The sequence below is a fragment of the Nocardia niigatensis NBRC 100131 genome (genome assembly GCF_000308655.1).
GTDB lineage: Bacteria > Actinomycetota > Actinomycetes > Mycobacteriales > Mycobacteriaceae > Nocardia > Nocardia niigatensis.
Map to the genome: position 1 here is coordinate 730322 of NZ_BAGC01000043.1, position 25673 is coordinate 755994.

Consider the following 25673-nt stretch of genomic DNA (forward strand, 5'->3'; position numbering starts at 1 on the left):
GCGCGCCGCCCGGGCGTTGCGCAGGGTCGGCGCCGAGGTCCCCGGTGTGCTTAGAGTGGTTCCCGTGACGATCGCGGACGGACTGACCAGTACGGCGCTGCTGACCGACCAGTACGAGCTGACCATGCTGGCGGCGGCGCTGGCCGACGGTTCGGCCCAGCGGCAGTGCACCTTCGAAGTGTTCGCCCGAAGGTTGCCGAACGGCCGCCGGTACGGCGTGGTCGCGGGGACCGGGCGGTTGCTGACCGCCCTGGACGAATTCCGCTTCGGCGAACCCGAACTCGCGCTCGCCGAACGCTTCCTCGATGCCCGCACCCTGGAGTGGCTGCGCGACTACCGCTTCCGCGGCGAGATCGACGGCTACCGCGAGGGCGAGCTCTTCTTCCCCGGCTCCCCCATCGTCACCGTGCGCGGCACCTTCGCCGAATGCGTGCTGCTGGAAACCCTCATCCTGTCGATCTACAACCACGACAGCGCCATCGCCGCCGCGGCCGCCCGCATGGTGAGCGCCGCCGGCGGCCGCCGCATGATCGAAATGGGTTCGCGCCGAACGCACGAACTCGCCGCGCCCGCCAGCGCCCGCGCCGCCTACCTGGCCGGCTTCGACGCCACCTCCAATCTGGAAGCCGCCCGCAGCTTCGGCGTCCCCAGCGCCGGGACCAGCGCGCACGCCTTCACCCTGCTGCACAGCGGCGCGGACGGCGCCCACGAGGCGGCCGCCTTCCGCAGCCAGGTCGAGGCGCTGGGCGTCGGCACCACACTGCTCGTGGACACCTTCGACATCACCCGCGGCGTGGCCCTCGCCATCGAGGTGGCCGGGCCCGAATTGGGCGGCGTACGCATCGATTCCGGCGATCTGGGCGTGCTGGCCCGGCAGGTGCGCGACCAGCTCGACACGCTCGGCGCGGTCCGCACCCGCATCGTGGTGTCCGGCGACCTGGACGAATACGCCATCGCCGCGCTGCGCGCCGAACCGGTGGACGTCTACGGCGTCGGCACCTCGCTGGTCACCGGCTCCGGCGCGCCGACCGCGGGGATGGTCTACAAGCTGGTCGAGGTGGAGGGCGTACCGGTGGCGAAACGCAGCTCCCACAAGGAGTCTCGCGGCGGCACCAAGCGCGCCGTCCGGCTCGCGCGGCGCACCGGCACCATCGTCGAGGAGATCATCTACCCCGCGGCCGCGGCCCGCCCGGATCCGGGTGGCTTCGACATCCGCGACCTGCAGGTCCCGCTCGTCCGCGACGGCCAGGCCCTGACCGGCCTGCCCACCCTGGCACAGAGCCGGGAACTGGTGGCCGAGAGCCTGATCAGTCTTCCCTGGGAGGGACTGAAGCTGTCGGCGGGCGAACCCGCGATTCCGACGACGTTCCTGCGCTGAACCACCACCACAGCCCCGCCGCGAGCACCGCGGCGGGCGCGGCGAACGGAACCGTGCGCACCAGTGCGTCCAGCAGATCACCTGCCTCGAACGAGATCTCATGCCACATCAGATTCGACACCGCACTGGCGATCTCGAACGCCACGAAGAACCGCAAGGCCATGAGCGCGGCACTTTTCATCTTTCCCCCGGTGAAATCGCTCGTCTTCGTCAGGATCTACAGACCTGTGCCGCCGTGGACCGGCCGGGCGCCGGGCGGCACAATGCAATACGAGCGGCGCGCCGTCGTGGTTCAGCCGCCGATTCCCGGGAGGTCCGCCCATGAGCCGAGCCCTGATCGTCGTCGACGTGCAGAACGATTTCTGTGAAGGCGGATCGCTGGCCGTAGCGGGCGGCGCGGCCGTGGCCGAACGCATCACCGAATACCTGGGCGTCTCCGACTACACCGCCATCGTCGCCACTCGCGACTTCCACATCGACCCGGGCGCCCACTTCTCCGCGGAGCCGGACTACGTCGACAGCTGGCCCCCGCACTGCCGCGCCGGCACCCCCGGCGCCGACTTCCACCCCGGCCTGAACACCGCGCCGATCCAGGAGGTCTTCTCCAAAGGCGCCTACACCGCGGCCTATTCGGGCTTCGAGGGCACTGCCGAGGACGGTTCGACCACCCTCGCCGACTGGCTGCGCGCGCACGCCATCGACGCCGTCGACGTCTGCGGCATCGCCACCGACCACTGCGTCCGCGCCACCGCACTGGACGCCCGCGCGGAGGGCTTCGACACCCGCGTCCTGCTCGGCCTCACCGCCGCTGTCTCGCCCGGCACCCTGACCACCGCCCTGGACCAACTCCGCGCCTCGGGCGTCGAACTGGCCGGGGCAATGGAGAACTGATCTCAACTCGAGGTTGATCCGCAACTCGTGGTTGATCCGCTCAGAGGTTCGCAGCCCGTCTCGTTCAGGACTGCGCTCCGCCTCCCCGCGCTTGGAGCGGGGGAGCGAAGCGGAGGAGCGGAAGGAAGCACGAGACCCTCAGGGCCGCGAACCCGCGGCGGCGAAGCCGCCGCAAATCGAACACTGTCGGGGCCGCGCAGTAATCTGGCCGCCGTGCCTGAACTGCCTCCCGTTCCGAAGCTGTTGGCCGACGCTGTGCAGGCGCTGGGAGGGAAGGAGCGCAAGGGGCAGCAGATCATGTCGGCCGCCGTCGCGCACGCCATCGACACCGGGGAACACCTCGCGGTGCAGGCCGGGACCGGCACGGGCAAATCCCTCGCCTATCTGGTGCCGAGTCTGCGGCACGCGGTGCGGACCGGGCGGACCGTGGTGGTGTCGACCGCGACCATCGCGCTGCAGCGGCAGCTGGTGGACCGGGATCTGCCGCGGCTGGCCGACGCGCTGGCCACTCCGCTGGGCCGGGTGCCGCAGTTCGCGATTCTCAAGGGGCGCAACAACTATCTGTGCCTCAACAAGATCAACAGCGCGATTCCGGAGGAGCCCGAGGCCGAACTCTTCGACGCCTTCGCCATCTCCAAACTGGGCCGCGAGGTGCAGCGGCTGAACGAGTGGGTGTCCGACACCGAGACCGGCGACCGCGACGAGCTCTCCCCCGGCGTCAGCGACCGGGCCTGGCGGCAGGTGAGCGTGAGCTCCCGGGAATGCCTGGGCAAGTCACGCTGCCCGTTCGGGCAGGACTGCTTCGCCGAGAGGGCGCGCGCCGAATCCGGGCAGGCCGACGTGGTGGTCACCAATCACGCGCTGCTCGCCATCGACGCCATCAGCGGCATCCAGGTGCTGCCCGAACACGACGTGGTGGTCGTCGACGAGGCGCACGAGCTGGTCGACCGGGTGACCGGCGTGGCCACCGCCGAACTGTCCACCTCGGCCATCAGCGCCGCGGCCAAACGCTGCTCGAAGCTCATCGACGAGCAGGAGGTGGACCGGGTCGAGAGCGCGGCCGAGGCATGGCACGAACTGCTCGACGACCTGCAGCCGGGCCGCTGGGACCGGATGCCGGACGGCGCGGCCCCCGTGCTCGCCCTCATCCGCGACGCCGCCTGGAACGCGCGCACCGCACTGGCCCCGCAGGGCGGCACCTCGGCCGGCGGCGACCCGGAGTCCGCGGCAGCGCGCAATCAGGCGCTGGCGGCCATCGAGGAGGTGCACGACGCGGCGGTGCGGGTGCTCACCACCTTCGAGGAGTCCGATCCCGCCGCGCACCGTGATGTCATCTGGCTGGCATCGGAGGATGTGCGCGGAGTCGCGCGCCGCACACTGCACATGGCCCCGCTGTCGGTGGGCGGGCTGCTGCGCAGCCGCCTGTTCGGTACGGCCACCGTGGTTCTCACCTCGGCGACGCTGCAGATCGGTGGCTCGTTCGACAATCTCGCGGTGACCTGGGGCCTGCCGCCGCAGTCCTCGGCGACCGTGGATCCCGCCCTGGCCACCGGCACCGAGGCCCCGTCGGACGAGAAGACACTGCGCTGGAATTCGGTCGACGTGGGGTCGCCGTTCGACCATGCCAAGTCCGGAATCCTGTATGTGGCAAAGCATCTGCCCGCGCCGGGACGGGACGGGCTGCCGCAGTCGTACCTGGACGAGATCGAACGCCTCATCCGCGCGGCCGGCGGGCGCACCCTCGGGCTGTTCTCGTCCATGCGAGCGGCCAAGGCCGCCACCGAGATTCTGCGGGAGCGGCTCGACACTCCCATCCTGTGCCAGGGCGACGACGCCACCGGCGCCCTGGTCCGGAAATTCGCCGACGACCCGGAAATCTCGCTCTTCGGCACGCTGTCGCTGTGGCAGGGCGTGGACGTTCCGGGTCCGTCGCTGAGTCTGGTGATCCTGGACCGGATTCCGTTCCCGCGTCCGGACGACCCGCTGCTGGTGGCCCGGCAGCGCGCGGTGGAATCGCGCGGCGGCAATGGGTTCCTGTCCGTCGCGGCCAATCACGCGGCACTGCTGCTGGCGCAGGGAACGGGGCGTTTGCTGCGCAGTGTGGATGATCGCGGCGTTATCGCAATTCTGGATTCGCGACTGGCGACGGCACGCTATGGCGGTTATCTCCGAGCGTCATTACCACCCTATTGGGAAACATCCGATCCCCAAGTTGTGACAAAAGCTCTCGAAAGACTGACAAATAGTGTCGCGAAAATGAAATGACCTTGTGAGAACTGTCACAGGGGTGGTTCCTACTTCCGATCAGAAGTAAATTAGCTTTCGATACTCCGGTGAACCCCCCAATTCCCACATCGGACGTGTCCGTCGTCCCCGCGCCAAGCCCTGCACGCGGCGCGGGGACACCGAAACTTTCTTCTCGCCCTACTTCACAGCGAGGGTGATGAGCGCGGCGACCACGCCCAGCGCGACCGCCCCGGCGCCCCAGACCAGACCCTGACGCTGCCACCGGCGACCGGAGTCCAGCGACAGCCGGCCCGGGCCCGCGAACGCGATGGCAACGGCCGCCAGGGCGTACACGGCCGGCAGCTCCCACATCGCGAATCCGCCACTCCAGCTGACGTGCACGGCATTGATCATGGTGCCCAGTGCGATGGCGGCAGCGAGCGGCGTCAGCAGGCCCAGCAGGAGCAGCAGGCCGCCGGCGAGCTCGCTGAGGCCGGCCAGGCCGGCGAAGAACTTGCCCGGGTCGTAGCCCATTCCCTGGAATGCCTGCGCGGTCGCGTCCAGGCCGTAGCCGTTGAACCAGCCGAACAGCTTCTGAGCGCCGTGCACTGCCAGTCCGCCGCCGAATCCCACCCGGGCGACCAGCAGGCCGACGTCGGTGCCGCCGAGGCCGCTCGATGCGGTGGCGGGGGTGGCGGCGTTCACGGTTGCGGTCATGTCGGGGTCCTCGTCTCTCGGGTCTGTTCGGCGCTACGGCGTACTATCCGGACCGTGGTCCGCTTCGTAGCGTACAGCAGGCCCCCAACGAGACCGGGCGCGAGGCTATTCCGCCTCGCGCCCGGTAAGGGAAATTCAGGACCGACCCTGTCGGCCGGCTACTTGGCCAGATACCAGAAGTAGTAGAGGAACACGGCCATCAGCACCCACATGACCGGATGCACCTCGCGGCCGCGCTTCTTGGCCACCATGACGATCGGGTAGAACAGCAGGCCCATGGCGATGCCGTTCGCGATCGAGTAGGTCAGCGGCATCATGACCACGGTGATGAACGCCGGAACCGCGTATTCCAGCCTGTTCCACTCGATTTCGCCCAGCGCCCGGGACATGAGCACGCCGACCACGATGAGCGCGGGCGCGGTCACAGCCGACACGTCGGCGAAGGTGGCGAAGATCGGGAAGAAGAACAGCGCGACCAGGAACCAGCCGGCCGTGGTGACCGCCGTCAGACCGGTGCGCCCGCCCGCCGAGACGCCCGCGGTGGATTCGACATACGCGGTGGTCGACGAGGTGCCGATGATCGCGCCCGCGGCGGTGCCGACCGAGTCGGCGGCCAGCGCCTGGCCCGCGCGGTCCAGCTTGCCGTCCCTGGTCAGCAGCCCGGCCTGGTTGGCGACGCCGATCAGCGTGCCGGAGGCGTCGAAGAAGTCGACGAACAGCATGGTCAGCACGACGACCACCATTTTCCCGGTGAAGGCGTCGGGCAGGTGGATGATGGCCTGGCCGAAGGTCTGATCCAGTCCGTGCGGCATGGCGGCCACCGAGTTCGGCAGTTGCACCAAACCGGTGACCATGCCGAGCACGGTGGTGCAGAGGATGCCGTAGAGCACCGCGCCGTGCCAGCCGAGCACCAGGAAGACGACGGTCACGACCAGGCCGAACAGCGCCAGCAGGGTGGTGCCGTGGTGAAAGTTGCCCAGGTGCACCAGGGTTGCCGGATCGGCGGTGACGATGCCCGCGCTCTTGAGGCCGAGGAAGGCCACGAACAGGCCGATGCCCGCGCCGACCGCGAGCTTCATCTGCATGGGGATGGCTTCGATGATCTTCTCGCGCACCTTGGTGACGGCGAGGACGAAGAAGACGACGCCGGAGATCAGGGTGCCCGAAAGTGCCTGCTGCCAAGGGATTCCCATGTGCAGGACGACGGTGTAGGCGAAGAAGGCGTTGAGTCCCATGCCGGGTGCGAGCGCGACCGGGTACCGGGCCCACAGGCCCATGACCAGGGTGCCGAAGATGGCCGCGATGGCGGTCGCGGTGAAAACGGCCTGGAACGGCATGCCCTTGTCGCCGAGGTCCCCATGATCGCCCAGGATGCGCGGGTTCACGGCGAGCACATAGGACATGGCCAGGAAGGTGATGGTCCCCGCCATGATCTCGCGCTTGAAGGTGGAACCGTGCTCGCTGATGCCGAAGTACGCGTCGACGCGCCCCTTGGTACGCGTGAGGACGTCGGTGGTCATGTGGGGTGTCTCCAGTCGGCGGGAGGGTAGAAGGCTGCCGTGGGCACCGTACTGGTCCGGATGGCACGATCTGTCACTGACCTCGCGAATTGTGGGCAATCCCACCTGCCAGAGCATTGTTTTCCGGGTGCCACCAGCGCAATTGATCGGCAAATTAAATAACTACCGGCCGGTAATCCATGAGCCTTGACCCCTATTGTCTGGGACGTTACAAATACGTATTCAGCCCGGGGTTGCTCAGCGGAACCGGCCAGGCAGAAGTAGTGCGCCAGTGGTAACCGATGTCATCGATGCGGTCGCGGAGTTCGCGATCGATCGCCAAGCGATCTGGGACGTCCTGGTCGACCCCCAGACCTATCCAAGGCTATTTCCTGGTATCGGCGCGTGCGAACAACTCGACACCGTCGATGTCCACCCGACGCTGAATATGCGTGTCGGCGGCAATGGCGTCGATATCCGGGTGCTGCGCGTGCAACTGCACATCACCCGCACCGGTGAGAGCTTCGAACTGCACTGCCCCGACCGCGGCAGCTTCGCGACCGTGCGCCTGCGCGGCGACGAACAGCACACCCGGGTCTACGTCACCTACTTCAAGGCCGGGCTGGTGCATCCGGTGCCGGCGCAGCTGCCGAACTCGGCGGTGGTGGCCTGGACGCTGGCCGGGCTGCGGCGGGTGAGCGACCTGATCCTGGGTACGCCGTCCTCGCTCATCGTCAATGGCGAGGATTCGCGGATGCGGCTGCAGGCCGGCGTGGTCAAGCGGATGGTGAGCTCCGGCGTGGTGCGCACCTACCGGCCGGATGTGGGCCTGCGGCAGATCGGCGGGCTGGCCAAGTGGGGTTTCAGCCTGGCCGGCGGCTACGCGGCGGCGGCCGCGCACTCGCCGCAGCGGGCGGCCGTGATCGACGACCGGTACTCCAGCACCTTCGACCAATTGCACGCGCGCACCAGCGCTCTCGCGGGCGCCTTCGGCGCGCTGGGGTTCGGGCCGGGCACCGCGATCGGGCTGTTGTGCCGCAATCACACCGGCATGGTCGAGTGCATGGTGGCGGCGGGCAAGTCGGGCGCGGACGCGGTGCTGCTCAATACCGGACTGCCCGCCTGCCAGGTCGAGGAGATCGTCGGGCGGCATCAGCTGGCAGCGGTGTTCGTGGACAGCGAATTCGACGATCTGGTGCGGTATCTGCCCGCGGGGCTGCCGCGCTTCACAAGTGACGACGTCCCACTCGATCCCGGGCGCACCACCATCGAGGAACTCATCGCCATGCGGCAGGAGCCGCCGCGCAAGCCGCCGCGCCCGGGCCGGCTGGTGGTGCTCACCTCGGGAACCAGCGGGACGCCGAAGGGCGCGCGGCGGCCGCATCCCAAGGGTTTCGGGACGGTGGCGGCGCTGCTGTCCCGAATCCCGTTCGGCACCAACGAGACCATGCTCATTCCGGCCCCGCTGTTCCACACCTGGGGGCTGGGCGCCCTGCAGATCTCCACGGCGGTGCGGGCGACGGTGCTGCTGAGCGACCGTTTCGACGCCGAGGACTGCCTGCGCCGTATCGCCGAGCACAAGGTGACGGCGCTGATCGTGGTGCCGATCATGGTGAACCGGATCCTGGACCTGCCCACGCAGGTGCGCGCCCGCTACGACCTGTCGAGCCTGCGGGTGGTGGCGAGTTGCGGGGCGCCGCTCGCCGGTGCGACGGTGCTGAAGTTCCTCGACGCGTTCGGCGAGATCCTCTACAACGTGTACGGCTCCACCGAGGTGTCGTGGGCCTCCATCGCCGATCCGGCCGATCTGCGCATCTCCCCCACCACCGCGGGCCGGCCGCCGCTGGGCACGAAACTGGCTGTGCTGGGCCCGGATCGGCGTCCGGTGCCGGTGGGTGCGACCGGTCGCATCTTCGTCGGCAATCACATGCTGTTCGACGGCTATACCGACGCCACCCCGCCCGACGAGGCCGACGGCATGCTCGACACCGGCGATATCGGCTACCTGGACGCCACCGGCAAGCTGTTCGTCGCGGGCCGGGACGACGAGATGATCATCTCCGGCGGCGAGAACGTCTTCCCCCGCGCCGTCGAGGAGGCCCTCTCGCACCTGCCGCAGGTCAGCGAGGTCGCGGTGGTGGGCGTCCCGGATCACGAATTCGGCCAGCGCCTGGCCGCTTTCGTGGTGAAGCGGCCGGGCTCCGGGCTGGATTCGGACATGGTGCGCAACTACATCCGGCATCGGGTCAGCCGGTTCTCGGTGCCGCGCGACGTCACCTTCCTGGAGTCGTTGCCGCGCAACCCGACCGGGAAGATCCTCAAGCGGACGCTGATCGCGCCGACCTGACCCTAGGGGCTGGGTGTGGCGATCAGCCCCAGTTCGGCGTCGCTGGCCAGCAGCGGGTGGTGCGGGAGCACGCGGATGGTGTATCCGACCGCGCCCGAGATCGGGACCGGCGTCCGGATGGTGAAAATATCGGCGCCGGAATCGGTTCCGGCGTGCCGCATGGGGAAGGTGTGGGCGTCGGTCAGGTCGTCGGTGGGCGAGACCCGGCCCAGGACAGCCTGCACGCTGACGTCGGCGGCGGTGAGGCCGCCGAGGTCGATGCGGGCGCGCAGGTCCAGATCCGCGCCGATGACCGGGGTGTCGGGCAGGCCGGAGCTGTCCACCTGCAGGACTTTCACGGTGGGCCAGGCGGATTCGACGCGGCGGCGGTACACCGACAGGTCCTGCGCGCCCTTGAAGTCGTCGGCGGAGACCGCCGCGTAGGCCGCGGCGGCGGGGGCGTAGTAGTCGACGGCGTAGTCGCGGACCATGCGGGAGGCCAGCACCTTCGGGCCCAGCGTGCGCAGGGTGTGGCGGACCATCTCCATCCAGCGCACGGGCACGCCGTCGTGGTCGCGGTCGTAGAAGCGCGGCAGCACAGCGCGTTCCAGCAGCTCGTAGAGGGCCGAGGCCTCCAGGTCGTCGCGGCGGTGCTCGTCGCGGACGCCGTCGGCGGTCGGGATGGACCAGCCGTTCTCGCCGTCGTACATCTCGTCCCACCAGCCGTCGCGGACGGACAGGTTGAGGCCGCCGTTGAGGGCCGACTTCATGCCGGAGGTGCCGCACGCCTCGAGCGGGCGCAGCGGGTTGTTGAGCCAGACGTCGCAGCCCCAGTACAGGTAGCGGGCCATGGACATGTCGTAGTCGGGCAGGAAAACGATGCGGTGGCGCACGGCCGGGTCGTCGGCGAAGCGGACCACCTGCTGGATGAGCGCCTTGCCGCCCTCATCGGCCGGATGGGATTTGCCGGCCACCACCAGCTGCACCGGATGCTCCGGGTCGAGCAGCATGGCGCGCAGGCGTTCCGGGTCGCGCAGCATGAGGGTGAGACGCTTGTAGGTCGGGACGCGGCGGGCGAAGCCGACAGTCAGCACGCCCGGGTCGAAAACCTGGTCGATCCAGCCGAGTTCGGCGCCGGCGGCGCCGCGTTCCAGCCACGAGTTGCGCAGCCGACGGCGCACCTCGTCGACCAGGACGACGCGCAGCGCGTTCCGGGTGGACCAGAGTTCCCGCAGGTCCACATCGCAGAGCCGCTCCCAGCCGCGGGCCTCCTCGACCAGTTCGGCGCCGATGAGCTCGCGGGCCTTGTCGATCCATTCGCGCGCCGCCCAGGTGGGGGCGTGCACGCCATTGGTGACCGAGCCGATGGGCACCTCGGCGGCGTCGAAGCCGGGCCACAGCGGGGCGAACATCTCCCGGCTGACCTCACCGTGCAGTCGCGATACGCCGTTGGCGCGCTGGGCGAGTCGCAGGCCCAGGTGGGCCATGTTGAACACCGAAGGATCGGCCTCCCGGCCCATGGCCAGGATGCGGTCCACCGAAACGCCTGGCAGCACAGGCGATTCCCGCTCGCCGTGCGCGCCGCCGAAGTACCGGCGCACCAGGGCGCTCGCGAAGCGGTCGATGCCGGCGGGGACCGGGGTGTGGGTGGTGAAAACGGTGCCGGCCCGGACCGCGGTCAGCGCCGAGTCGAAATCCATTCCGGCGGCCATGAATTCGCGGATGCGCTCGATGCCGAGGAAGCCGGCGTGGCCCTCGTTCATGTGGAAGACGTCGGGGTCGGGCAGGCCGTTGGCGCGGGTGTAGGCGCGTACCGCGCGGACGCCGCCGATCCCGGCCAGGATCTCCTGTTTGATGCGGTGGTCCTGGTCGCCGCCGTAGAGCCGGTCGGTGACGGCCCGCAGTTCCGGGTCGTTGTCGGCGATGTCGGAGTCCAGGAGCAGCAGCGGAATCCGGCCCACCTGCGCGATCCACACCCGGGCCCGCAGCACCCGGCCCTCGGGCATGGCCACGTGGATGAGCACCGGCGCACCGCCCTCGGTGAGTAGCCGCAGCGGCAGTCCCATCGGATCCAGCGCCGGGTAGTGCTCGGCCTGCCAGCCGTCTGCGGTCAGCGACTGCCGGAAATAGCCGGAGCGGTACAGCAATCCGACGCCGATGAGCGGCAGTCCCAGATCCGAGGCGGACTTGAGATGGTCGCCCGCCAGAATCCCGAGCCCGCCCGAATAGTTGGGCAGTACCTCGGTGACACCGAACTCCATGGAGAAGTAGGCGATTCCGCGCGGCCCGCGCTGCTGCTTCTGGAACCAGCGGGGGCGGTCCAGGTAGTCCTGCAGATCGGCGGCCGCGGCGTCGACCCGGCGCAGGTAGGCCTCGTCCCGGGCCAGCTCGTCGAGCCGGTCGGCGGGCACCTCCCCGAGCATCCGCACCGGGTCGCGCCCGACCTCGACCCACAGCCGGGGGTCCAGCTCGTTGAAGAGGTCCTGTGTCGGCTCATGCCATGACCAGCGCAGATTGGTCGCCAGCTCGGTCAGCGCGGACAACCGCTCGGGCAGGTGTGCGCGGACGGTGAAACGCCTGAGTGCCTTCACGGTGCTTATTCTGCCCTCCGCTTCGCTCCGGGCGGGATCGCGGCCCCGAGGTCTCGATTCTTCCCTCCTCCGCTTCGCTCCCCCGCTCCAAGCGCGGGGAGGCGGAGCGCAGTCCAGAATCGAGACGGCCGCGAACCTTTGCGTGCATCTGATGCTGGTCAGAGCATCCCCCGCGCGGAGCATCCAGTCGGCAGCCGATAACGTGTTTCACATGAGCGAGCAGCAGATCGAGGCGGTCGAGGGACAGCCCACCCAGGAGCATCATGAGGGCGGGTTCCGGCCGATCCGAGAACTGGGCCGCGACAACACCCGGGGTGGACCGCACTACGGGGAGTTCATCGACCAGGTGCGCGGGTTGATGGACCGGGTGCGGCTGGCCGACCCGTCCGATGCGCTGGCGCTGGACGTGATCGCCACCCTGAAGGAGCTGAACGACAAGCTCGACGCGGCGGTCGTCGACGAGTGGGACGCGCCGACCTGGCATCGCAATGACCTGCCCGCGCGCGGCAACATCACGCTGCCGCCGTTCGAGATCGACTCCGCGGGCAAGGACGGGGTCCAGGCCCGCATCACCTTCCGCACCTTCCACCTGGGCGGCAACAGCGCGGCCCACGGCGGCCACATCGCGCTCGGCTTCGACGACCTGCTCGGCATGACGGCCGCGGTGTACACCAAGCAGGCCACCCGCACCGCTTTCCTGCACGTCGACTACCGGTCCATCACGCCGCTGAATACCGAACTGGTGCTGCGCGGCTGGGTGGAGCGGCAGGAGGGCCGCAAGGTGTTCCTGCGCGCCACCCTGCACGACGGCGACCGGCTCTGTGCCGAGGCACACGGCCTTTTCGTACTCCTCAAGCCCGGCCAGCAGTAGCCACTCCGGTAAGTTCGAGGGCGTGACCGGCCGCATCGCCATCGATGACACCGCCCCCGTGATTCCCGGCGGCCGGCCGGCCAAGGCCGTCGTCGGCGAGGTCGTCCCGGTGCGGGCGGTGGTCTGGCGCGAGGGCCACGAGGCGGTGGCCGCCACGCTGGCGGTGCGGGGCCCGGGTTCGACGCGCACACAGCGCATTCGCATGAATCCGGAGTACGAGCCGGATGTGTTCAACGCCCTGTTCACCCCGACCATGCCCGGGCGCTGGACCTTTCGGATCGAAGGCTGGGGCGATCCGATCGCCACCTGGCGGTCCGGGGTCGAGGCCAAGCTCGCGGTCGGGCAGAGCGCCGTCGATCTGGCCAATGATCTGGAGCTCGGGGCCAGGCTGCTGGAGCGGGCCGCGCTCGCGGTCCCCAAGCGACAGTGGGAGATCCTGCGCGCCGCGGCCGCCGCGCTGCGCAGTGACGCGCAGTTGCCCGCGCGGGTCGCCGCGGCCTTCAGTGCCGAGGTCGGCGAGATCCTGCGGGCAACGCCGTTGCGGGAGTCGGTGACCCACGGTCCGCTGCACGCCGTGCAGGTGGAGCGGCAGCGGGCGCTGGTCGGCTCCTGGTACGAATTCTTCCCGCGGTCGACCGGCGGCTGGGACGCCGCGGGCCGGCCCGTGCACGGCACCTTCGCCACCGCCGCCAAGGACCTGCCCCGAATCGCCGCCATGGGCTTCGACGTGGTGTACCTGCCGCCGATCCACCCCATCGGCACGGTGAATCGCAAGGGGCCCAACAATTCCCTGACCGCCGGGCCCGACGATGTGGGCTCGCCGTGGGCCATCGGGTCGGCCGAGGGCGGGCACGACGCCATCCACCCGCAGCTGGGCACCGAGGCCGACTTCCTCGACTTCGTCGCGGCCGCACGGGAATTGGGCATGGAGGTGGCGCTCGACCTGGCGCTGCAGTGCGCGCCCGACCATCCGTGGGTGACGGCGCATCCGGAATGGTTCATCACGCTGCCCGACGGCACCATCGCGTACGCGGAGAATCCGCCGAAGAAGTATCAGGACATCTATCCGCTCAATTTCGACGACGATCCCGACGGGCTCTACGCCGAGGTGCTGCGGGTGGTGCGGCATTGGATCGGCCTGGGCGTCACCATTTTCCGGGTCGACAATCCGCACACCAAACCCGCGGATTTCTGGGAATGGCTGATCGCCGAGGTGCACCGGAAGCATCCGGAGATCATCTTCCTGTCCGAGGCCTTCACCCGCCCGGCCCGCATGTACGGTCTGGCGCGGCGCGGATTCAGCCAGTCCTACACGTATTTCACCTGGCGCACCCACAAGCACGAGATCGAGGAATTCGGCTGGGAATTGGCCGCCAAGGCCGATGAGGCGCGGGCCAACCTGTTCGTGAACACCCCCGACATCCTGCACGAGAGCCTGCAGCACGGCGGACCGGGCATGTTCGCGATCCGCGCGGTGCTGGCGGCGACGCTCGGGGCCACCTGGGGTGTGTACTCGGGCTTCGAACTCTACGAGCACCAGGCGGTGCGGCCGGGCAGCGAGGAATACCTGGATTCCGAGAAATACCAGCTGCGGCCACGGCATTTCGCCGAGGCGGCCGCGCGCGGGGAGTCCCTGGAACCGTGGCTGACCCGGCTCAACGAGATCCGGCGCGCGCATCCCGCGCTGCAGCAGGTGCGCTGCATCCACTTCCATCACGTGGACAATGATGCGCTGCTGGCGTTCTCGAAGTTCGATCCGACCACCGGCGACGCCGTGCTGGTGGTGGTGAACCTGAACCCGTTCGGCGCCGAGCAGGGCATGGTGTCGCTCGACCTGCCCGCCCTCGGCCGGGAATGGCACGACCGCCCGGTGGTGACCGACGAGATCACCGGCGAGGAATACCACTGGGGCCAGAGCAATTACGTGCGCCTGGACCCGGCCCGGGCGGCGGCCCACATTCTCGCGCTGCCGCCGGTGCCGGCCGCCGCGCGCACCGAGCTCGCCCAGCGCCGATCGTTCCGATGAATCGGCGCGACCTTCTGCTGCTGGCGGCGGGCACGCACCCCGATCCGCACACGGTGCTGGGGGCGCATCCGCATCCCGACGGCACCGTCATCCGGGTGCTGCGGCCGCACGCGGAGACGGTCGCGGCCAGGATCGGCGACGTGGATCATCCACTGGCACACCGCGAACACGGCGTGTTCGAGACCGTGGTGCCCTTCCCGGAGCTGTGGGACTACCGCCTGGTCACCACCTATCCGGGTGGCCGCACGGTGGTGGACGCCGACGGGTACCGCTTCCTGCCCACCCTCGGCGACGTCGACCTGCACCTGCTCGGCGAGGGCCGGCACGAACGGCTCTGGGAGGTGCTGGGCGCGCACCCGAAGCACTACCCCACCCTCGACGGCACGGTGTCCGGCACGGCCTTCGCGGTGTGGGCCCCCAATGCGCGGGGCGTGGCGGTGATCGGGGATTTCGACGGGTGGAGCGGAAACACCGCGCCCATGCGGAAACTCGGCGATTCCGGGGTGTGGGAGCTGTTCCTGCCCGGCATCGAGGCGGGGGCCCTGTACAAGTACCGGGTGCACGGGGCGGACGGCCGCACCGTCGACCACGCCGATCCGATGGCCTACGCCACCGAGACGCCGCCCGCGACCGCGTCGGTCGTCACCGCGAGCGACTTCACCTGGGGCGACACCGAATGGCTGCGGGCGCGAGCGCGCACCGATCCGCTGCGCGCGCCGGTCAGCATCTACGAGGTGCATCTGGGTTCGTGGCGGCCGGGGCTCGGCTATCGCGAGATCGGTGCGCAGCTGGCGGAATACGTGCTCGCCCAGGGCTTCACGCATGTCGAGCTGCTGCCGGTGGCCGAGCATCCCTTCGGCGGCTCCTGGGGATACCAGGTCACCTCCTATTACGCGCCGACCGCCCGCTTCGGCTCCCCCGACGACTTCCGATTCCTGGTGAATCACCTGCACCGCAAGGGCATCGGCGTCATCCTCGACTGGGTGCCCGCGCACTTCCCGCGCGACGAGTGGGCGCTGGCCAGATTCGACGGCACCGCCCTCTACGAGCACGCCGACCCGCGCCGCGGCGAGCAACTCGACTGGGGCACCTACGTTTTCAACTTCGGCCGCCATGAGGTCCGCAACTTCCTGGTCGCCAACGCGCTGTACTGGATCGAGGAGTTCCACATCGACGGCCTGCGCGTGGATGCCGTGGCCTCGATGCTCTACCTCGACTACTCCCGCCCCGACTGGGAGCCGAACATCCACGGCGGCCGCGAGAACCTGGAGGCGGTCGCGTTCCTGCAGGAGATGAACGCGACCGTGCACAAGCAGCATCCGGGGGTGCTGACCGTGGCCGAGGAGTCCACCACCTGGCCCGGCGTCACCCGCGCCACCGAGGTCGGCGGCCTGGGCTTCACCATGAAATGGAATATGGGCTGGATGCACGACACGCTCGGCTATCTGGCCCACGACCCGGTGTACCGGACCTGGCACCACAACGAGATCACCTTCTCCCTGACCTACGCCTGGAGCGAGAACTATCTGCTGCCCATCAGCCATGACGAGGTGGTCCACGGCAAGGGGACACTGTGGACCCGCATGCCCGGCGACGATTTCACCCGGGCGAGCGGGGTCCGCGCGCTGTTGGCCTACTTGTGGGCGCATCCGGGCAAGCAGCTGCTGTTCATGGGGCAGGAGTTCGGTCAGTTCCGGGAGTGGGACCACGATCGCGGGCTGGATTGGCATGAGCTGGAAAATCCACTGCACCAGGGCATTCAGCGTCTGGTCGGCGACCTCAACCAGCTCTATACCGCGAATCCCGCACTGTGGAGCCAGGATACGTCGCCGGGCGGCTACTCCTGGATCGATGCCGACGACCGTGACAACAATGTGCTTTCGTTCCTGCGCTACGGCGCCGACGGCAGCATGCTGGTCTGCGTCTACAACTTCTCCGGCCGGCTGCTCGACGGCTATCGCATCGGATTGCCCGGGCCCGAACCGGATTCGTGGACCGAGGTGTTGAATACCGACGCTCTCGCCTACGGGGGCAGCGGGGCGGGCAATGCCGGGCCGATCGCCCAGGAGGCCGTGCCGTGGCACGGCCGTCCGGTCTCGGCGATCCTGAGACTGCCGCCCCACAGCGCCGTCTGGCTGGCGAGGACGCCGCCTGCCGGGTGACGAACCCGGTCACTCCGGCCGGCCGGGCGCGCGGCCCAGCACGGCCAGGATCCGATCCAGCCCGGACGCCTCCGGCGCGCTCACCTCGGGCGCGAACGAGGCGCCCGGCCGCTCCCGCTCCGGACCGCGCGGCACCGCCTCGGCCACCGGCAGCCCGGCGCTGATCAGGTCCGCGTCGAATTCCACGGGCTGCCCGAGCGCCCGCGCGACGTCCCAGGTGTGAACGATGTAGTCGATGAAGTGAAAGCTGATCGCCAGGGGCGCGGCGATGACGATGCCGTCGCGGATCTCCGGCAGGGGGAACTGCCGTTCCAGGACGCCCGGTTCGGCGAAGGCTGCCAGCACATGCTCGGCCGCCGCGCGGTATTCACCGACCGGATCGCCGCCGAGCGGCTGCGGCTTCCACAACGCGAGATCGCTCTCACCGTGGGCGGCGGCCGCGAAGCCCCGGTGCTGAACGATCATGTGCTCCAACAGGTCTCGCAACGTCCAGCCCGCGCAGGGCGTGGGTGCGTCCAGGTCGGCGGAGGTCAGGCCCGCGACCACGTCGATGCTCGCGCGCACCGCGCGGGCGTCGAGGGCGAGCAGTTCGGCTCCGGAGGCCAGCAATTCTTCGTACGTGCTTATCATAAGCACTAGCTTACTAATTTCGGTTCGGCGTGAACAGTGAAAATCCGGCCGATTCCACACCAACGGACCCGCTGCGAGAGCAGTCTGGTCAGACAACCGTGTCGAGCCAGGAGGGTTTCGTGGACGAGCGCACCAAGATCACGCTGGACGAATCCGAGATCCCGAGGCGTTGGTACAACGTCATCCCGGACCTGCCCGCGCCGCCACCGCCCCCACTGCATCCCGGCACCGGGCAGCCGGTCGGGCCCGAGGACCTGGCCCCGCTGTTCCCGATGGAACTCATCCGCCAGGAGGTGAGCGGCGACCGCTACCTCGACATTCCCGACGAGGTCATCGACGTCTACCGGCTCTGGCGGCCGACACCGCTGTTCCGGGCGCGGCGACTGGAGAAGGCGCTCGGCACCCCGGCACACATCTACTACAAGTACGAGGGCGTCTCCCCCGCCGGCTCGCACAAACCGAATACCGCCGTGCCGCAGGCGTTCTACAACGCCGCCGAGGGCACCCGGCGGCTCACCACCGAGACCGGGGCGGGCCAGTGGGGCAGCGCGCTCGCCTTCGCCTGCGCGCAGTACGGCATCGACTGCGAGGTGTGGATGGTGCGCGCCTCCTACGACCAGAAACCGCACCGGCGCACGCTCATGCAGATCTGGGGCGCGACCGTGCACGCCAGCCCCTCGCCGATCACCGCGGCGGGCGCGAAAATCCTTGCCGACCACCCGGATTCACCCGGCAGCCTGGGCATCGCCATCAGCGAGGCGGTGGAGGTGGCCGCCGCCGACCCCGCCACCCGGTACGCGCTGGGCAGCGTGCTCAATCATGTGCTGCTGCACCAGACCGTCATCGGCGAGGAAGCGCTGAAGCAGTTCGCCGCGGCGGGTGAGCGGCCGCCCGATGTCATCATCGGCTGCACCGGCGGCGGCTCCAACTTCGCGGGACTGTTCCTGCCGTTCCTGCGCGAAAAGCTCGCGGGCCGCGCCGATCCTGTCATCCGCGCCGTCGAGCCCGCCGCGTGCCCGTCGTTCACGCGCGGCATCTACGCCTACGACTTCGGCGACACCGCGGGATTCACCCCGCTGATGAAGATGCACACCCTGGGCCACGACTTCATCCCCGACCCGGTGCACGCGGGCGGGCTGCGGTACCACGGCATGTCACCGCTGCTGTCGCACATGTACGAGCTCGGACTCTTCGAGGCGGTCGCCAAGCAGCAGCGCGAATGCTTCGCCGCGGCGGTCACTTTCGCCAAGGCCGAGGGCATCCTCCCCGCACCCGAACCCTCGCACGCGCTGGCGGCCGTCATCGAGGAGGCCAGGCGCTGCACCGAATCCGGTGAGGAGAAGGTCCTGCTGACCGCGCTGTGCGGCCACGGCCACTTCGACATGACCGCCTACGAGCGCTATCTCGCGGGCAAGATCCCCGACTTCGAACTCCCCCAGACCCGCATCGACGCCGCCCTCGACAGCCTGCCCCGGGTCTGAACGCGGATCAGGGAGCTCCCGCCCCGGGATGCCGTCCCGGAGTGAGAACTCCCTGATTCCACGTGTCGATAACCTCGAACGACGGTCAGTACAGCGCGGCGGCGAGCTTGCGGCGGGCGGCGACCACGATCGGCTCGGCCGGATCGAAGAGTTCGAACAGCTCGAGCAGGTGGGTGCGGACCTTGGTGCGGTCGTCCCCGGCAGTGCGCTTGACCTGGGCGACCAGCCGGTCGAACGCGGCCTCCGGCTGCTGGTTGAACACCTCCAGGTCGGCGGCGGCGAGGGCGGCGTCCAGATCGGCCGGGTCGGCCTCGGCCTTGGCGAGAGCTGCCGGGTCGAGATCCTGGACGCGCGAGAGGAACTGGACCTGACGCAGGGCGGCCTTGGCGTCGGCATTGTTCGGCTCGGCGGTCAGGATGTCCTGGTAGGCGGCGATGGCCTGCGCGAATTCGCCGCGCTCCAAAGCCTCTTCGGCCGCGATGAAACGGGGGTCCTCGGGGGCCTCGGGCTCGGCGGCGCCGGACTCCGGGCCGACGCCGGGGAGCTTGCCGCGCACGGCGTCCACCACGGCGGCGATCCACTGGGTCACCTGCTCCTCCGGCTGATTGCCGGTGAAGTCGGCGAGCGGCTGGCCCGCGGCCACGGCGACCACGGTCGGAATGCCCTGCACCCCGAAGGCCTGCGCGATGCGCATATTGGCCTCGGCCTCCACGGTGGCCAGATCCCAGTCGCCACCGCCCTGGCCGACCAGCTGCTCGAGCAGCTTCACCAGTTCGATGCTGCCGGGGCTGCGCTGCGAGTACAGCGCCACCACCACGGGCACCTGGGTGGAGCGCCGCAGCACTCGATCCTCGAAATTGGCCTCGGTGACAGCATGGTCACCCGGGACATCCGCCGCGGCGGCGGCCGGCTGCTTGAGAGCGGACAGGTCCACCGCGCCCGACATGGCGGCGGCTGCGGCGGCGGAAGGACGGCGTGCAGGTCGAGTCACGCCCTCCAGTTTGTCACGAACGTACGGCGGCGGGTGTCGCGGCTCGGCTCAGGTCCCCCAGCTGACCGGAGTTGATCGCCCACCGCTCGAAGAACAGGGAGGTGAACGGGACCACCGTCGACAGCAGCCCGAGACCCGTGGTCTTACCCGGCCATTCGAACTCGCGCGAGGCCAGCAGGACATTGATGGCGTAGGCCAGGAACACGACGCCGTGCAGCATGCCGAAGACCATGACCGGCCACTTGATCGGCTGATCGGCGATCCCCAGTGCGTCCGCGCGCTTCAGGGCCGAGCCGATGAACAGCAGCACCCACGAGGGCACCTCGAGCAGGCCGAAGAAACGCACGCGCTTGGCGACCGTGGACAGGTCGAAGAAGTCACCCATGGCAACCATTCTGCCCGACTCCTACGACACCCTGTAGTGGACCTGGTCACATCTAGCACGCTCGCACAAGATCGCCTGGTATGAGAGCCCCCCGGAAAGCGAACAGCCCCGGCTCACGAGCCAGGGCTGTTCCTGATAAACCGGGCTGTCCTACTTCACGCGGACGATGAGGGCGTCGCCCTGGCCGCCGCCACCACACAGGGCGGCCGCGCCGATCCCGCCGCCACGGCGCTGCAGCTCGAGGGCCAGGTGCAGCACGATGCGGGCGCCCGACATGCCCAGCGGGTGGCCGATGGCGATCGCGCCACCGTTGACATTGACCTTCTCCGGGTCGATGCCCAGCTTGCGGGTGGAGGCGATGCCGACCGCCGCGAAGGCCTCGTTGATCTCGACCACATCCAGATCGGCGGGCGAAATGCCTTCCTTGGCACAGGCTTTGGCGATCGCGTTGGCGGGCTGGTCCTGCAGGGTGGAGTCCGGACCGGCCACGACGCCGGCCGCGCCGATCTCGGCGATCCAGCTCAGGCCCAGCTCCTCGGCCTTGGCCTTCGACATCACGACCACCGCGGCCGCGCCGTCGGAGATCTGCGAGGCGGAACCGGCGGTGATGGTGCCGTCCTTGCGGAAAGCGGGGCGCAGCTTGCCCAGCGACTCCGCGGTGGTGTCGGCGCGGATGCCCTCGTCCTCGGCGAACACGATCGGGTCGCCCTTGCGCTGCGGGATCGAGACCGGGGTGACCTCGTCGGTGAAGACGCCGTTCTTCCAGGCGGCCGCGGCCTTCTGGTGCGAGGCGGCGGCGAAGGCGTCCTGCTCCTCGCGGGTGATGGTTTCGGTGTCGTTGCGCTGCTCGGTGAGCGCGCCCATGGCCTGGTCGGTGAAGATGTCGTGCAGGCCGTCGTAGGCCATGCTGTCGCGCAGGTTGACGTCGCCGTACTTGAAGCCCTCGCGGCTCTTCTCCAGCAGGTGCGGGGCGTTGGTCATGGACTCCTGGCCGCCGGCCACCACGATCTCGTACTCGCCGGCCCGAATCAGCTGATCCGCCAGGGCGATTGCGTTGATACCGGACAGGCAGACCTTGTTGATGGTGAGCGCCGGGACGTCCATCGGGATGCCGGCCGCGACCGCGGCCTGCCGGGCCGGGATCTGGCCCGCGCCCGCGGTGAGCACCTGGCCCATGATCACGTAGTCGACCTGCTCGGGCGCGACTCCGCCCTTCTCCAGCGCCGCCTTGATGGCGAACCCGCCGAGGTCGGAGCCGCTGAAGCCCTTCAGCGATCCCAGCAGCCGGCCCACCGGGGTGCGCGCGCCGGAGACGATGACGGAGGTGGTGGTCACGATGAGCCTCGCTTACGTCGTATGGTGACTGCTCCGCCAACCATCGGAGCCGTACTCAAAGGTAACGTGCGGGACTCCGGCAGCCTTCCGAGGGGCGCGCTACCGTCACTGGTGTGAGCACAACCGAGAACACCGAATTCATCCCTTCGGAATACATCACCGCCGTCGATCACGTCGGAATCGCTGTGCCGGATCTCGATTCGGCGGTCGCCTGGTACCGCGACAACCTCGGCATGATCGAGACGCATCGCGAGATCAACGAGTCGCAGGGCGTCCACGAGGCCATGCTGTCCGTGCCCGGCACCCCGGCAGGCTCGGTCGCTCTGCAGTTGCTGGCTCCGCTGAACGAGGAGTCGACGATCGCGAAGTTCATCGACCGAAACGGGCCTGGCCTGCAGCAGCTCGCGTACCGCGTCACGGATGTCGAGGCGGTTTCCGCGCAACTGCGTGAACGGGGCTTGCGTTTGCTGTACCCAGAGCCGCGCGGCGGCACCGCCGGTTCCCGCATCAATTTCATCCACCCGAAGGATGCTGGCGGTGTGCTGGTCGAACTCGTCGAACCAGCGGCGAAAACTACCCACTAGTACCGTGTTCCGCCCTCCTAAAGAGGGCGTAACAACATTCGCGGTCGACTCACCATCCGTGCCAGTCAGGCTGTAGTTTGTGGGGCATGTCGTCCACTGAGCCCGATCGTAATCGCTTCGTCGCGCTGCCCTTTACCGTTGTGCGGAAGGGCTATGACCGTGACGAGGTGCGTAACTACTTCGACCGTTTCGATGCCGAGCTGAGGGTCACCGCCACCGACCGCGATGCCGCCGCAGCCCAGGCCCGCAACCTGGCGGCCCAGCTCGAGGATGCCCGGGACGAGATCGACGAGCTCCGTAAGGAGGTCGACCGGCTCTCCGTGCCGCCGACCACCGCCGAAGGCATGTCCGATCGCATCTCCCGCATGCTGCGTCTGGCCTCGGATGAGGCCTCCGAGGTCCGCGCGCAGGCGCAGGCCGAGGCCGCCGAGATGATCTCGATCGCCGAGCAGCAGGCCACCGAAATGCGTGGGAAGTACGAATCGCTCCTCTCCGAGACCAAGGAGAAGCGCGAAGCGCTCGAGATCGAATTCGAGCAGACTCTCGCGAACGCCCGCTCCGAGTCCGCCAAGATCGTCGAAGCCGCCAATGCCGAGGCCGACCGCCTCACCAAGGAGTCCGAGGCCAAGCGCAAGGCCACGCAGCAGGACTTCGAGGTCACCATGGCGGAGCGTCGCACCAAGCTGACCCGCGCCATGGAGGAGCTGGAGGCCACCTCGCGCGCCGAGGCCGCCCAGCGCATCAAGGACGCCACCGACGAGGCCAACCGCCTCATCACCTCGGCGACCAACACCGCGGATCGGAAGATCGCGCACGCCAAGGAACTTGCCGAGGAGATGCGTGTCCTCCGTGGCCGCGTCCTGGCCCAGCTGCTCGGCATCCGCGGCCAGCTCGACTCGGTCCCGGCCATGCTCGCCGCCGTCAACCGCGAGAGCGAACTGCTCGACGGCGCCCCGGAACAGCGCTCTCTCAGCAAGGGTGGCCGCAAGGCCATCGCCGACGCCCGTGAAGACGACGAAATCGTCGACGAGCGCGAGAACGCCGACGTCTCCAGCTAATTCACCGACCGGGCGACAACCCGCATCCGTATGAGGGCCGCTTCCCCACCGGGGAAGCGGCCTTCCTTATATGCGCCTATCGGCGATCAGAGCGCGGAACCACAGGTCAAGGTGCAGAGGATGTCGCGCGTGGGAAGGATCTGGCCCATCAGACAGGGCAGCACGGTGACGTTCACATCCCTGCGGCATCATGCTCAGGACCGACCCGTCCGGTTTGAACTGCAGCGCGACGATGTAGGGCACGCCGAGAGTCGTCGCCGTAATGGTCCCGGCGAATGCTGTATCACCACCACCGGTGTCGCAGATACCACCACGTTAGAGGCCCAGCTCCACGCTATCCGCGCTACCAGCCGCTACGGGACCGGCCCGCAGCGATCTCCCGTTATCCGTCAAATAGACCAGCGGAGCAACAGGAGCAACCGGCCAAGGCCGCTACGGGACCGGCCCGCAGCGATCTCCCGTTATCCGTCGAATACACCGGCGGAGCAACAGGAGCAGCGGTCAAGGCCGTTCCGGAATATCCAGCGCCACCGCGGCGGCGCATCAGAAGCACCAGCGGCGCGCCCGCTAGAACGAAACACACTCACACGGTGCGTGTGACGGCCGAACCGGCGCGGAGCGTGCGGGGCTCGGTGGTCGTCAGGACCAGCGGCGGGTGATGGTGCGGGTGTTGCGGCCCTTCCAGCAGCCGGTGTGCCAGTGGCGGCGGTCGTCCTCGCCGCCGTGTGCCGCCCAGGCGACGATGTGCGGGGTGCCCGGGGGGATCACATGGTCGCAGCCGGGGCAGCGATAGGGCTTGGTGGCGCGGGTGCCGGGGACCGTGCGGACCACGAAGCTCTCGTCGGTACCGGGGCCGTGTTCGGTGCGACCGAAGACGTCACCCAGGGGGCGCGGGTCCGAATTGGACCGCGCCGAGTCCTTGGGGCGGGGTTTCCGGCGGGGCATGGTACGAAGGTTAGAACAGCCGGAATTCGTCGGAGTCCGTGCCGCGCAGAGCATCGTAATCCAGCGTGACACAACGGATACCGCGGTCGGTGGCCAGTGTCTTGGCCTGCGGCTTGATCTGCTGGGCGGCGAAGACGCCGGCGACCGGGGCCAGCAGCGGGTCGCGGTTGAGCAGTTCGAGATAGCGGGTCAGCTGTTCGACACCGTCGATCTCACCGCGGCGCTTGATCTCCACCGCCACCGTCGCACCATCGGCATCCCGGCACAGGATGTCAACCGGGCCGATGGCGGTCATGTACTCGCGGCGGATCAACGTGTAACCGGCGCCCAGGGTTTCGATGTGCTCGGCCAGCAGCTCCTGCAGATGCGCCTCCACACCGTCCTTCACCAGACCGGGATCCACCCCGAGTTCGTGCTTGGAATCCAGCTCGACGTCCTCCACGGTGATGCGGAGTTCCTCACCGGCCTTGTTGGCCACCACCCACAATTGGCTTGTCTCGGAATCGGTTTCCCGTTCCTCCAGCCAGCACGGCGGGCTCATCCAGTTGAGAGGCTTGTAGGAGCCGCCATCGGAGTGGACCAGCACCGAACCGTCGGCCTTCATCATGAGCAGACGACGGGCCATGGGCAGATGGGCGGTCAGACGGCCAACGTAATCGACCTGGCAACGAGCAATCACAAGGCGCACCGGTCGAGTCTAGTGACCGGGCATCAGCCCAGCAGCATCAGGCAGGCAAAAACCGAACCACCCGCCAGCAACAGGTATTCCGGCACATTCAGCGGCCGCACCGCACCGCCCTGCCGGCGAATCGTCAAGCGCCCGATGCCCAGACCCAGGCACAGCGCCAGGAAGTGACCCACATTGGTGAAGGTGTGCCAGAGCACCACCCCGCCCAGCGCGAACGTCAGCCAGGTACTCGCCCACACCCACCGGCGATGCGGCGGCAGCACCGCCACCAGCGCACCCACCACGGCCATCGCGCCATAACTGACGCCCACGTCCTCGACCATGGCGATACTGCCGGGCACGAGCTGCGACTGCACGGCCACCCACAGGCCCACCGCCACCAGGATCGTCGCGCCCACATGGCCGACCAAGAAGGTGTGCACGAGCTTCAGGGTCCCGAACCGCCGCTCCGCCAAGGCGAGCAGGCAGGCCAGCATCGGCACGATCAGGAATACCGTCGCCGCGCCCTCCCCCACCAGGAACGCGCTCGAGAACAGGGTGCCGAGACGCCCCTCGGTCAGATTGTTCAGATTCGTGCTGGCATGCAACACGATTCGCGATTCCCGCGGGGCGCTGACCATGGTCAGGGCGCCGGCGACCAGCACCAGCAGACCCACGTAGCTGTAGGTGGCGGGCAGCCAGAGAGCAGCCCACCGGAATCGGCGGGCATTGACGGCCGGCCGCTGGGGCGCGAGCTGGGGAACCATGCTGTCGATCATTGCCTTCCCGCCCTCATCGGAACTGCTCGTCCGCTGGGAGCTTCCTGTGTATCCATGTCTGTCGATATGTACCCTGGATACACCAAAATACCCCTGGATACGCCGAAGGCCCCGACCAGGTGGTCGGGGCC

Annotated in this window: 20 protein-coding genes; 10 read left to right on the top strand and 10 right to left on the bottom strand. The window is 68.8% G+C overall.

Features of this window, described 5'->3' with window-relative positions; all coding sequences use genetic code 11:
- The first annotated feature begins 64 nt into the window (after nt 1-64).
- From ON33_RS20665 to ON33_RS20675, 3 genes are all read left to right on the top strand, one after another.
- Nucleotides 65-1378 carry a nicotinate phosphoribosyltransferase gene (locus tag ON33_RS20665; protein WP_040860471.1) on the top strand — a complete coding sequence of 438 codons (1314 nt, stop codon included), beginning with the start codon at nt 65-67 and terminating at the stop codon, nt 1376-1378.
- 321 nt (nt 1379-1699) lie between these two features.
- On the top strand, nt 1700-2269 hold the full coding sequence (locus ON33_RS20670; RefSeq protein WP_040860472.1) for a nicotinamidase: 570 nt from the start codon (nt 1700-1702) through the stop codon (nt 2267-2269).
- 213 nt (nt 2270-2482) lie between these two features.
- Nucleotides 2483-4534 carry an ATP-dependent DNA helicase gene (locus tag ON33_RS20675; RefSeq protein ID WP_040860473.1) on the top strand — a complete coding sequence of 684 codons (2052 nt, stop codon included), beginning with the start codon at nt 2483-2485 and terminating at the stop codon, nt 4532-4534.
- 159 nt (nt 4535-4693) lie between these two features.
- On the opposite strand, the gene ON33_RS20680 is transcribed toward ON33_RS20675, so the two are convergent.
- The gene (locus ON33_RS20680) at nt 4694-5212 is read right to left on the bottom strand and encodes a DoxX family protein (protein WP_040860474.1); all 519 of its coding nucleotides are present in this window, start codon (nt 5210-5212) and stop codon (nt 4694-4696) included.
- 158 nt (nt 5213-5370) lie between these two features.
- The gene (locus tag ON33_RS20685) at nt 5371-6732 is read right to left on the bottom strand and encodes an NCS2 family permease (protein WP_040860475.1); all 1362 of its coding nucleotides are present in this window, start codon (nt 6730-6732) and stop codon (nt 5371-5373) included.
- 271 nt (nt 6733-7003) lie between these two features.
- Between ON33_RS20685 and ON33_RS20690 the strand changes: the two genes are divergently transcribed.
- Nucleotides 7004-9058, top strand: coding sequence for an AMP-binding protein (locus ON33_RS20690; RefSeq protein WP_040860476.1), 2055 nt, complete (start codon nt 7004-7006; stop codon nt 9056-9058).
- A 2-nt stretch (nt 9059-9060) separates the two neighbouring features.
- Here ON33_RS20690 and glgP read toward each other — a convergent pair whose 3' ends face one another.
- Nucleotides 9061-11628: an alpha-glucan family phosphorylase gene (gene glgP / locus ON33_RS20695; RefSeq protein ID WP_040860477.1), complete on the bottom strand. Its 2568-nt coding sequence runs from the start codon at nt 11626-11628 to the stop codon at nt 9061-9063.
- A 211-nt stretch (nt 11629-11839) separates the two neighbouring features.
- Between glgP and ON33_RS20700 the strand changes: the two genes are divergently transcribed.
- From ON33_RS20700 to glgB, 3 genes are read left to right on the top strand one after another with little or no spacing between them, the layout of a single operon-like run.
- Nucleotides 11840-12499, top strand: coding sequence for a PaaI family thioesterase (locus ON33_RS20700; protein WP_040860478.1), 660 nt, complete (start codon nt 11840-11842; stop codon nt 12497-12499).
- Nucleotides 12500-12521: 22 nt separating this feature from the next.
- Nucleotides 12522-14525, top strand: a complete 2004-nt coding sequence (locus ON33_RS20705; RefSeq protein WP_040860479.1) for an alpha-1,4-glucan--maltose-1-phosphate maltosyltransferase — start codon at nt 12522-12524, stop codon at nt 14523-14525.
- Complete coding sequence (gene glgB / locus ON33_RS20710) at nt 14522-16687, top strand: 1,4-alpha-glucan branching protein GlgB (RefSeq protein ID WP_040860480.1); 2166 nt, start codon at nt 14522-14524, stop codon at nt 16685-16687. The genes ON33_RS20705 and glgB overlap by 4 nt, the downstream gene beginning before the upstream one ends.
- Before the next feature lie 9 nt (nt 16688-16696).
- Here glgB and ON33_RS20715 read toward each other — a convergent pair whose 3' ends face one another.
- Nucleotides 16697-17317, bottom strand: a complete 621-nt coding sequence (locus ON33_RS20715; RefSeq protein WP_051152510.1) for a TIGR03086 family metal-binding protein — start codon at nt 17315-17317, stop codon at nt 16697-16699.
- A 119-nt stretch (nt 17318-17436) separates the two neighbouring features.
- Here ON33_RS20715 and ON33_RS20720 point away from each other — a divergent pair, with 119 nt between their 5' ends.
- Nucleotides 17437-18798 (top strand): TrpB-like pyridoxal phosphate-dependent enzyme, encoded by a 1362-nt coding sequence (locus tag ON33_RS20720; protein WP_040860481.1) that lies wholly within the window; start codon nt 17437-17439, stop codon nt 18796-18798.
- Nucleotides 18799-18883: 85 nt separating this feature from the next.
- Here the strand turns inward: ON33_RS20720 and ON33_RS20725 are convergent, their stop codons facing one another.
- The 3 genes from ON33_RS20725 to ON33_RS20735 form a co-directional block, all read right to left on the bottom strand.
- Nucleotides 18884-19744 (bottom strand): tetratricopeptide repeat protein, encoded by an 861-nt coding sequence (locus tag ON33_RS20725; protein WP_040860482.1) that lies wholly within the window; start codon nt 19742-19744, stop codon nt 18884-18886.
- 58 nt (nt 19745-19802) lie between these two features.
- Nucleotides 19803-20174, bottom strand: a complete 372-nt coding sequence (locus ON33_RS20730; RefSeq protein WP_051152511.1) for a DUF3817 domain-containing protein — start codon at nt 20172-20174, stop codon at nt 19803-19805.
- A 150-nt stretch (nt 20175-20324) separates the two neighbouring features.
- Nucleotides 20325-21509, bottom strand: a complete 1185-nt coding sequence (locus tag ON33_RS20735; protein WP_040860484.1) for an acetyl-CoA C-acetyltransferase — start codon at nt 21507-21509, stop codon at nt 20325-20327.
- A gap of 113 nt (nt 21510-21622) precedes the next feature.
- On the opposite strand from ON33_RS20735, the gene mce reads away from it, so the two are divergent.
- Nucleotides 21623-22093 carry a methylmalonyl-CoA epimerase gene (gene mce / locus ON33_RS20740; RefSeq protein ID WP_040860485.1) on the top strand — a complete coding sequence of 157 codons (471 nt, stop codon included), beginning with the start codon at nt 21623-21625 and terminating at the stop codon, nt 22091-22093.
- Between the two features lie 86 nt (nt 22094-22179).
- On the top strand, nt 22180-23151 hold the full coding sequence (locus ON33_RS20745; RefSeq protein ID WP_040860703.1) for a coiled-coil domain-containing protein: 972 nt from the start codon (nt 22180-22182) through the stop codon (nt 23149-23151).
- Between the two features lie 639 nt (nt 23152-23790).
- Here ON33_RS20745 and ON33_RS20750 read toward each other — a convergent pair.
- From ON33_RS20750 to ON33_RS20760, 3 genes are read right to left on the bottom strand one after another with little or no spacing between them, the layout of a single operon-like run.
- Nucleotides 23791-24096 (bottom strand): Rv1322 family protein, encoded by a 306-nt coding sequence (locus ON33_RS20750; protein WP_040860486.1) that lies wholly within the window; start codon nt 24094-24096, stop codon nt 23791-23793.
- Nucleotides 24097-24106: 10 nt separating this feature from the next.
- Nucleotides 24107-24784, bottom strand: coding sequence for an endonuclease NucS (nucS, locus tag ON33_RS20755; protein WP_040860487.1), 678 nt, complete (start codon nt 24782-24784; stop codon nt 24107-24109).
- A gap of 23 nt (nt 24785-24807) precedes the next feature.
- Nucleotides 24808-25530 carry a rhomboid-like protein gene (locus ON33_RS20760; RefSeq protein WP_157184627.1) on the bottom strand — a complete coding sequence of 241 codons (723 nt, stop codon included), beginning with the start codon at nt 25528-25530 and terminating at the stop codon, nt 24808-24810.
- Nucleotides 25531-25673: the final 143 nt, after the last annotated feature.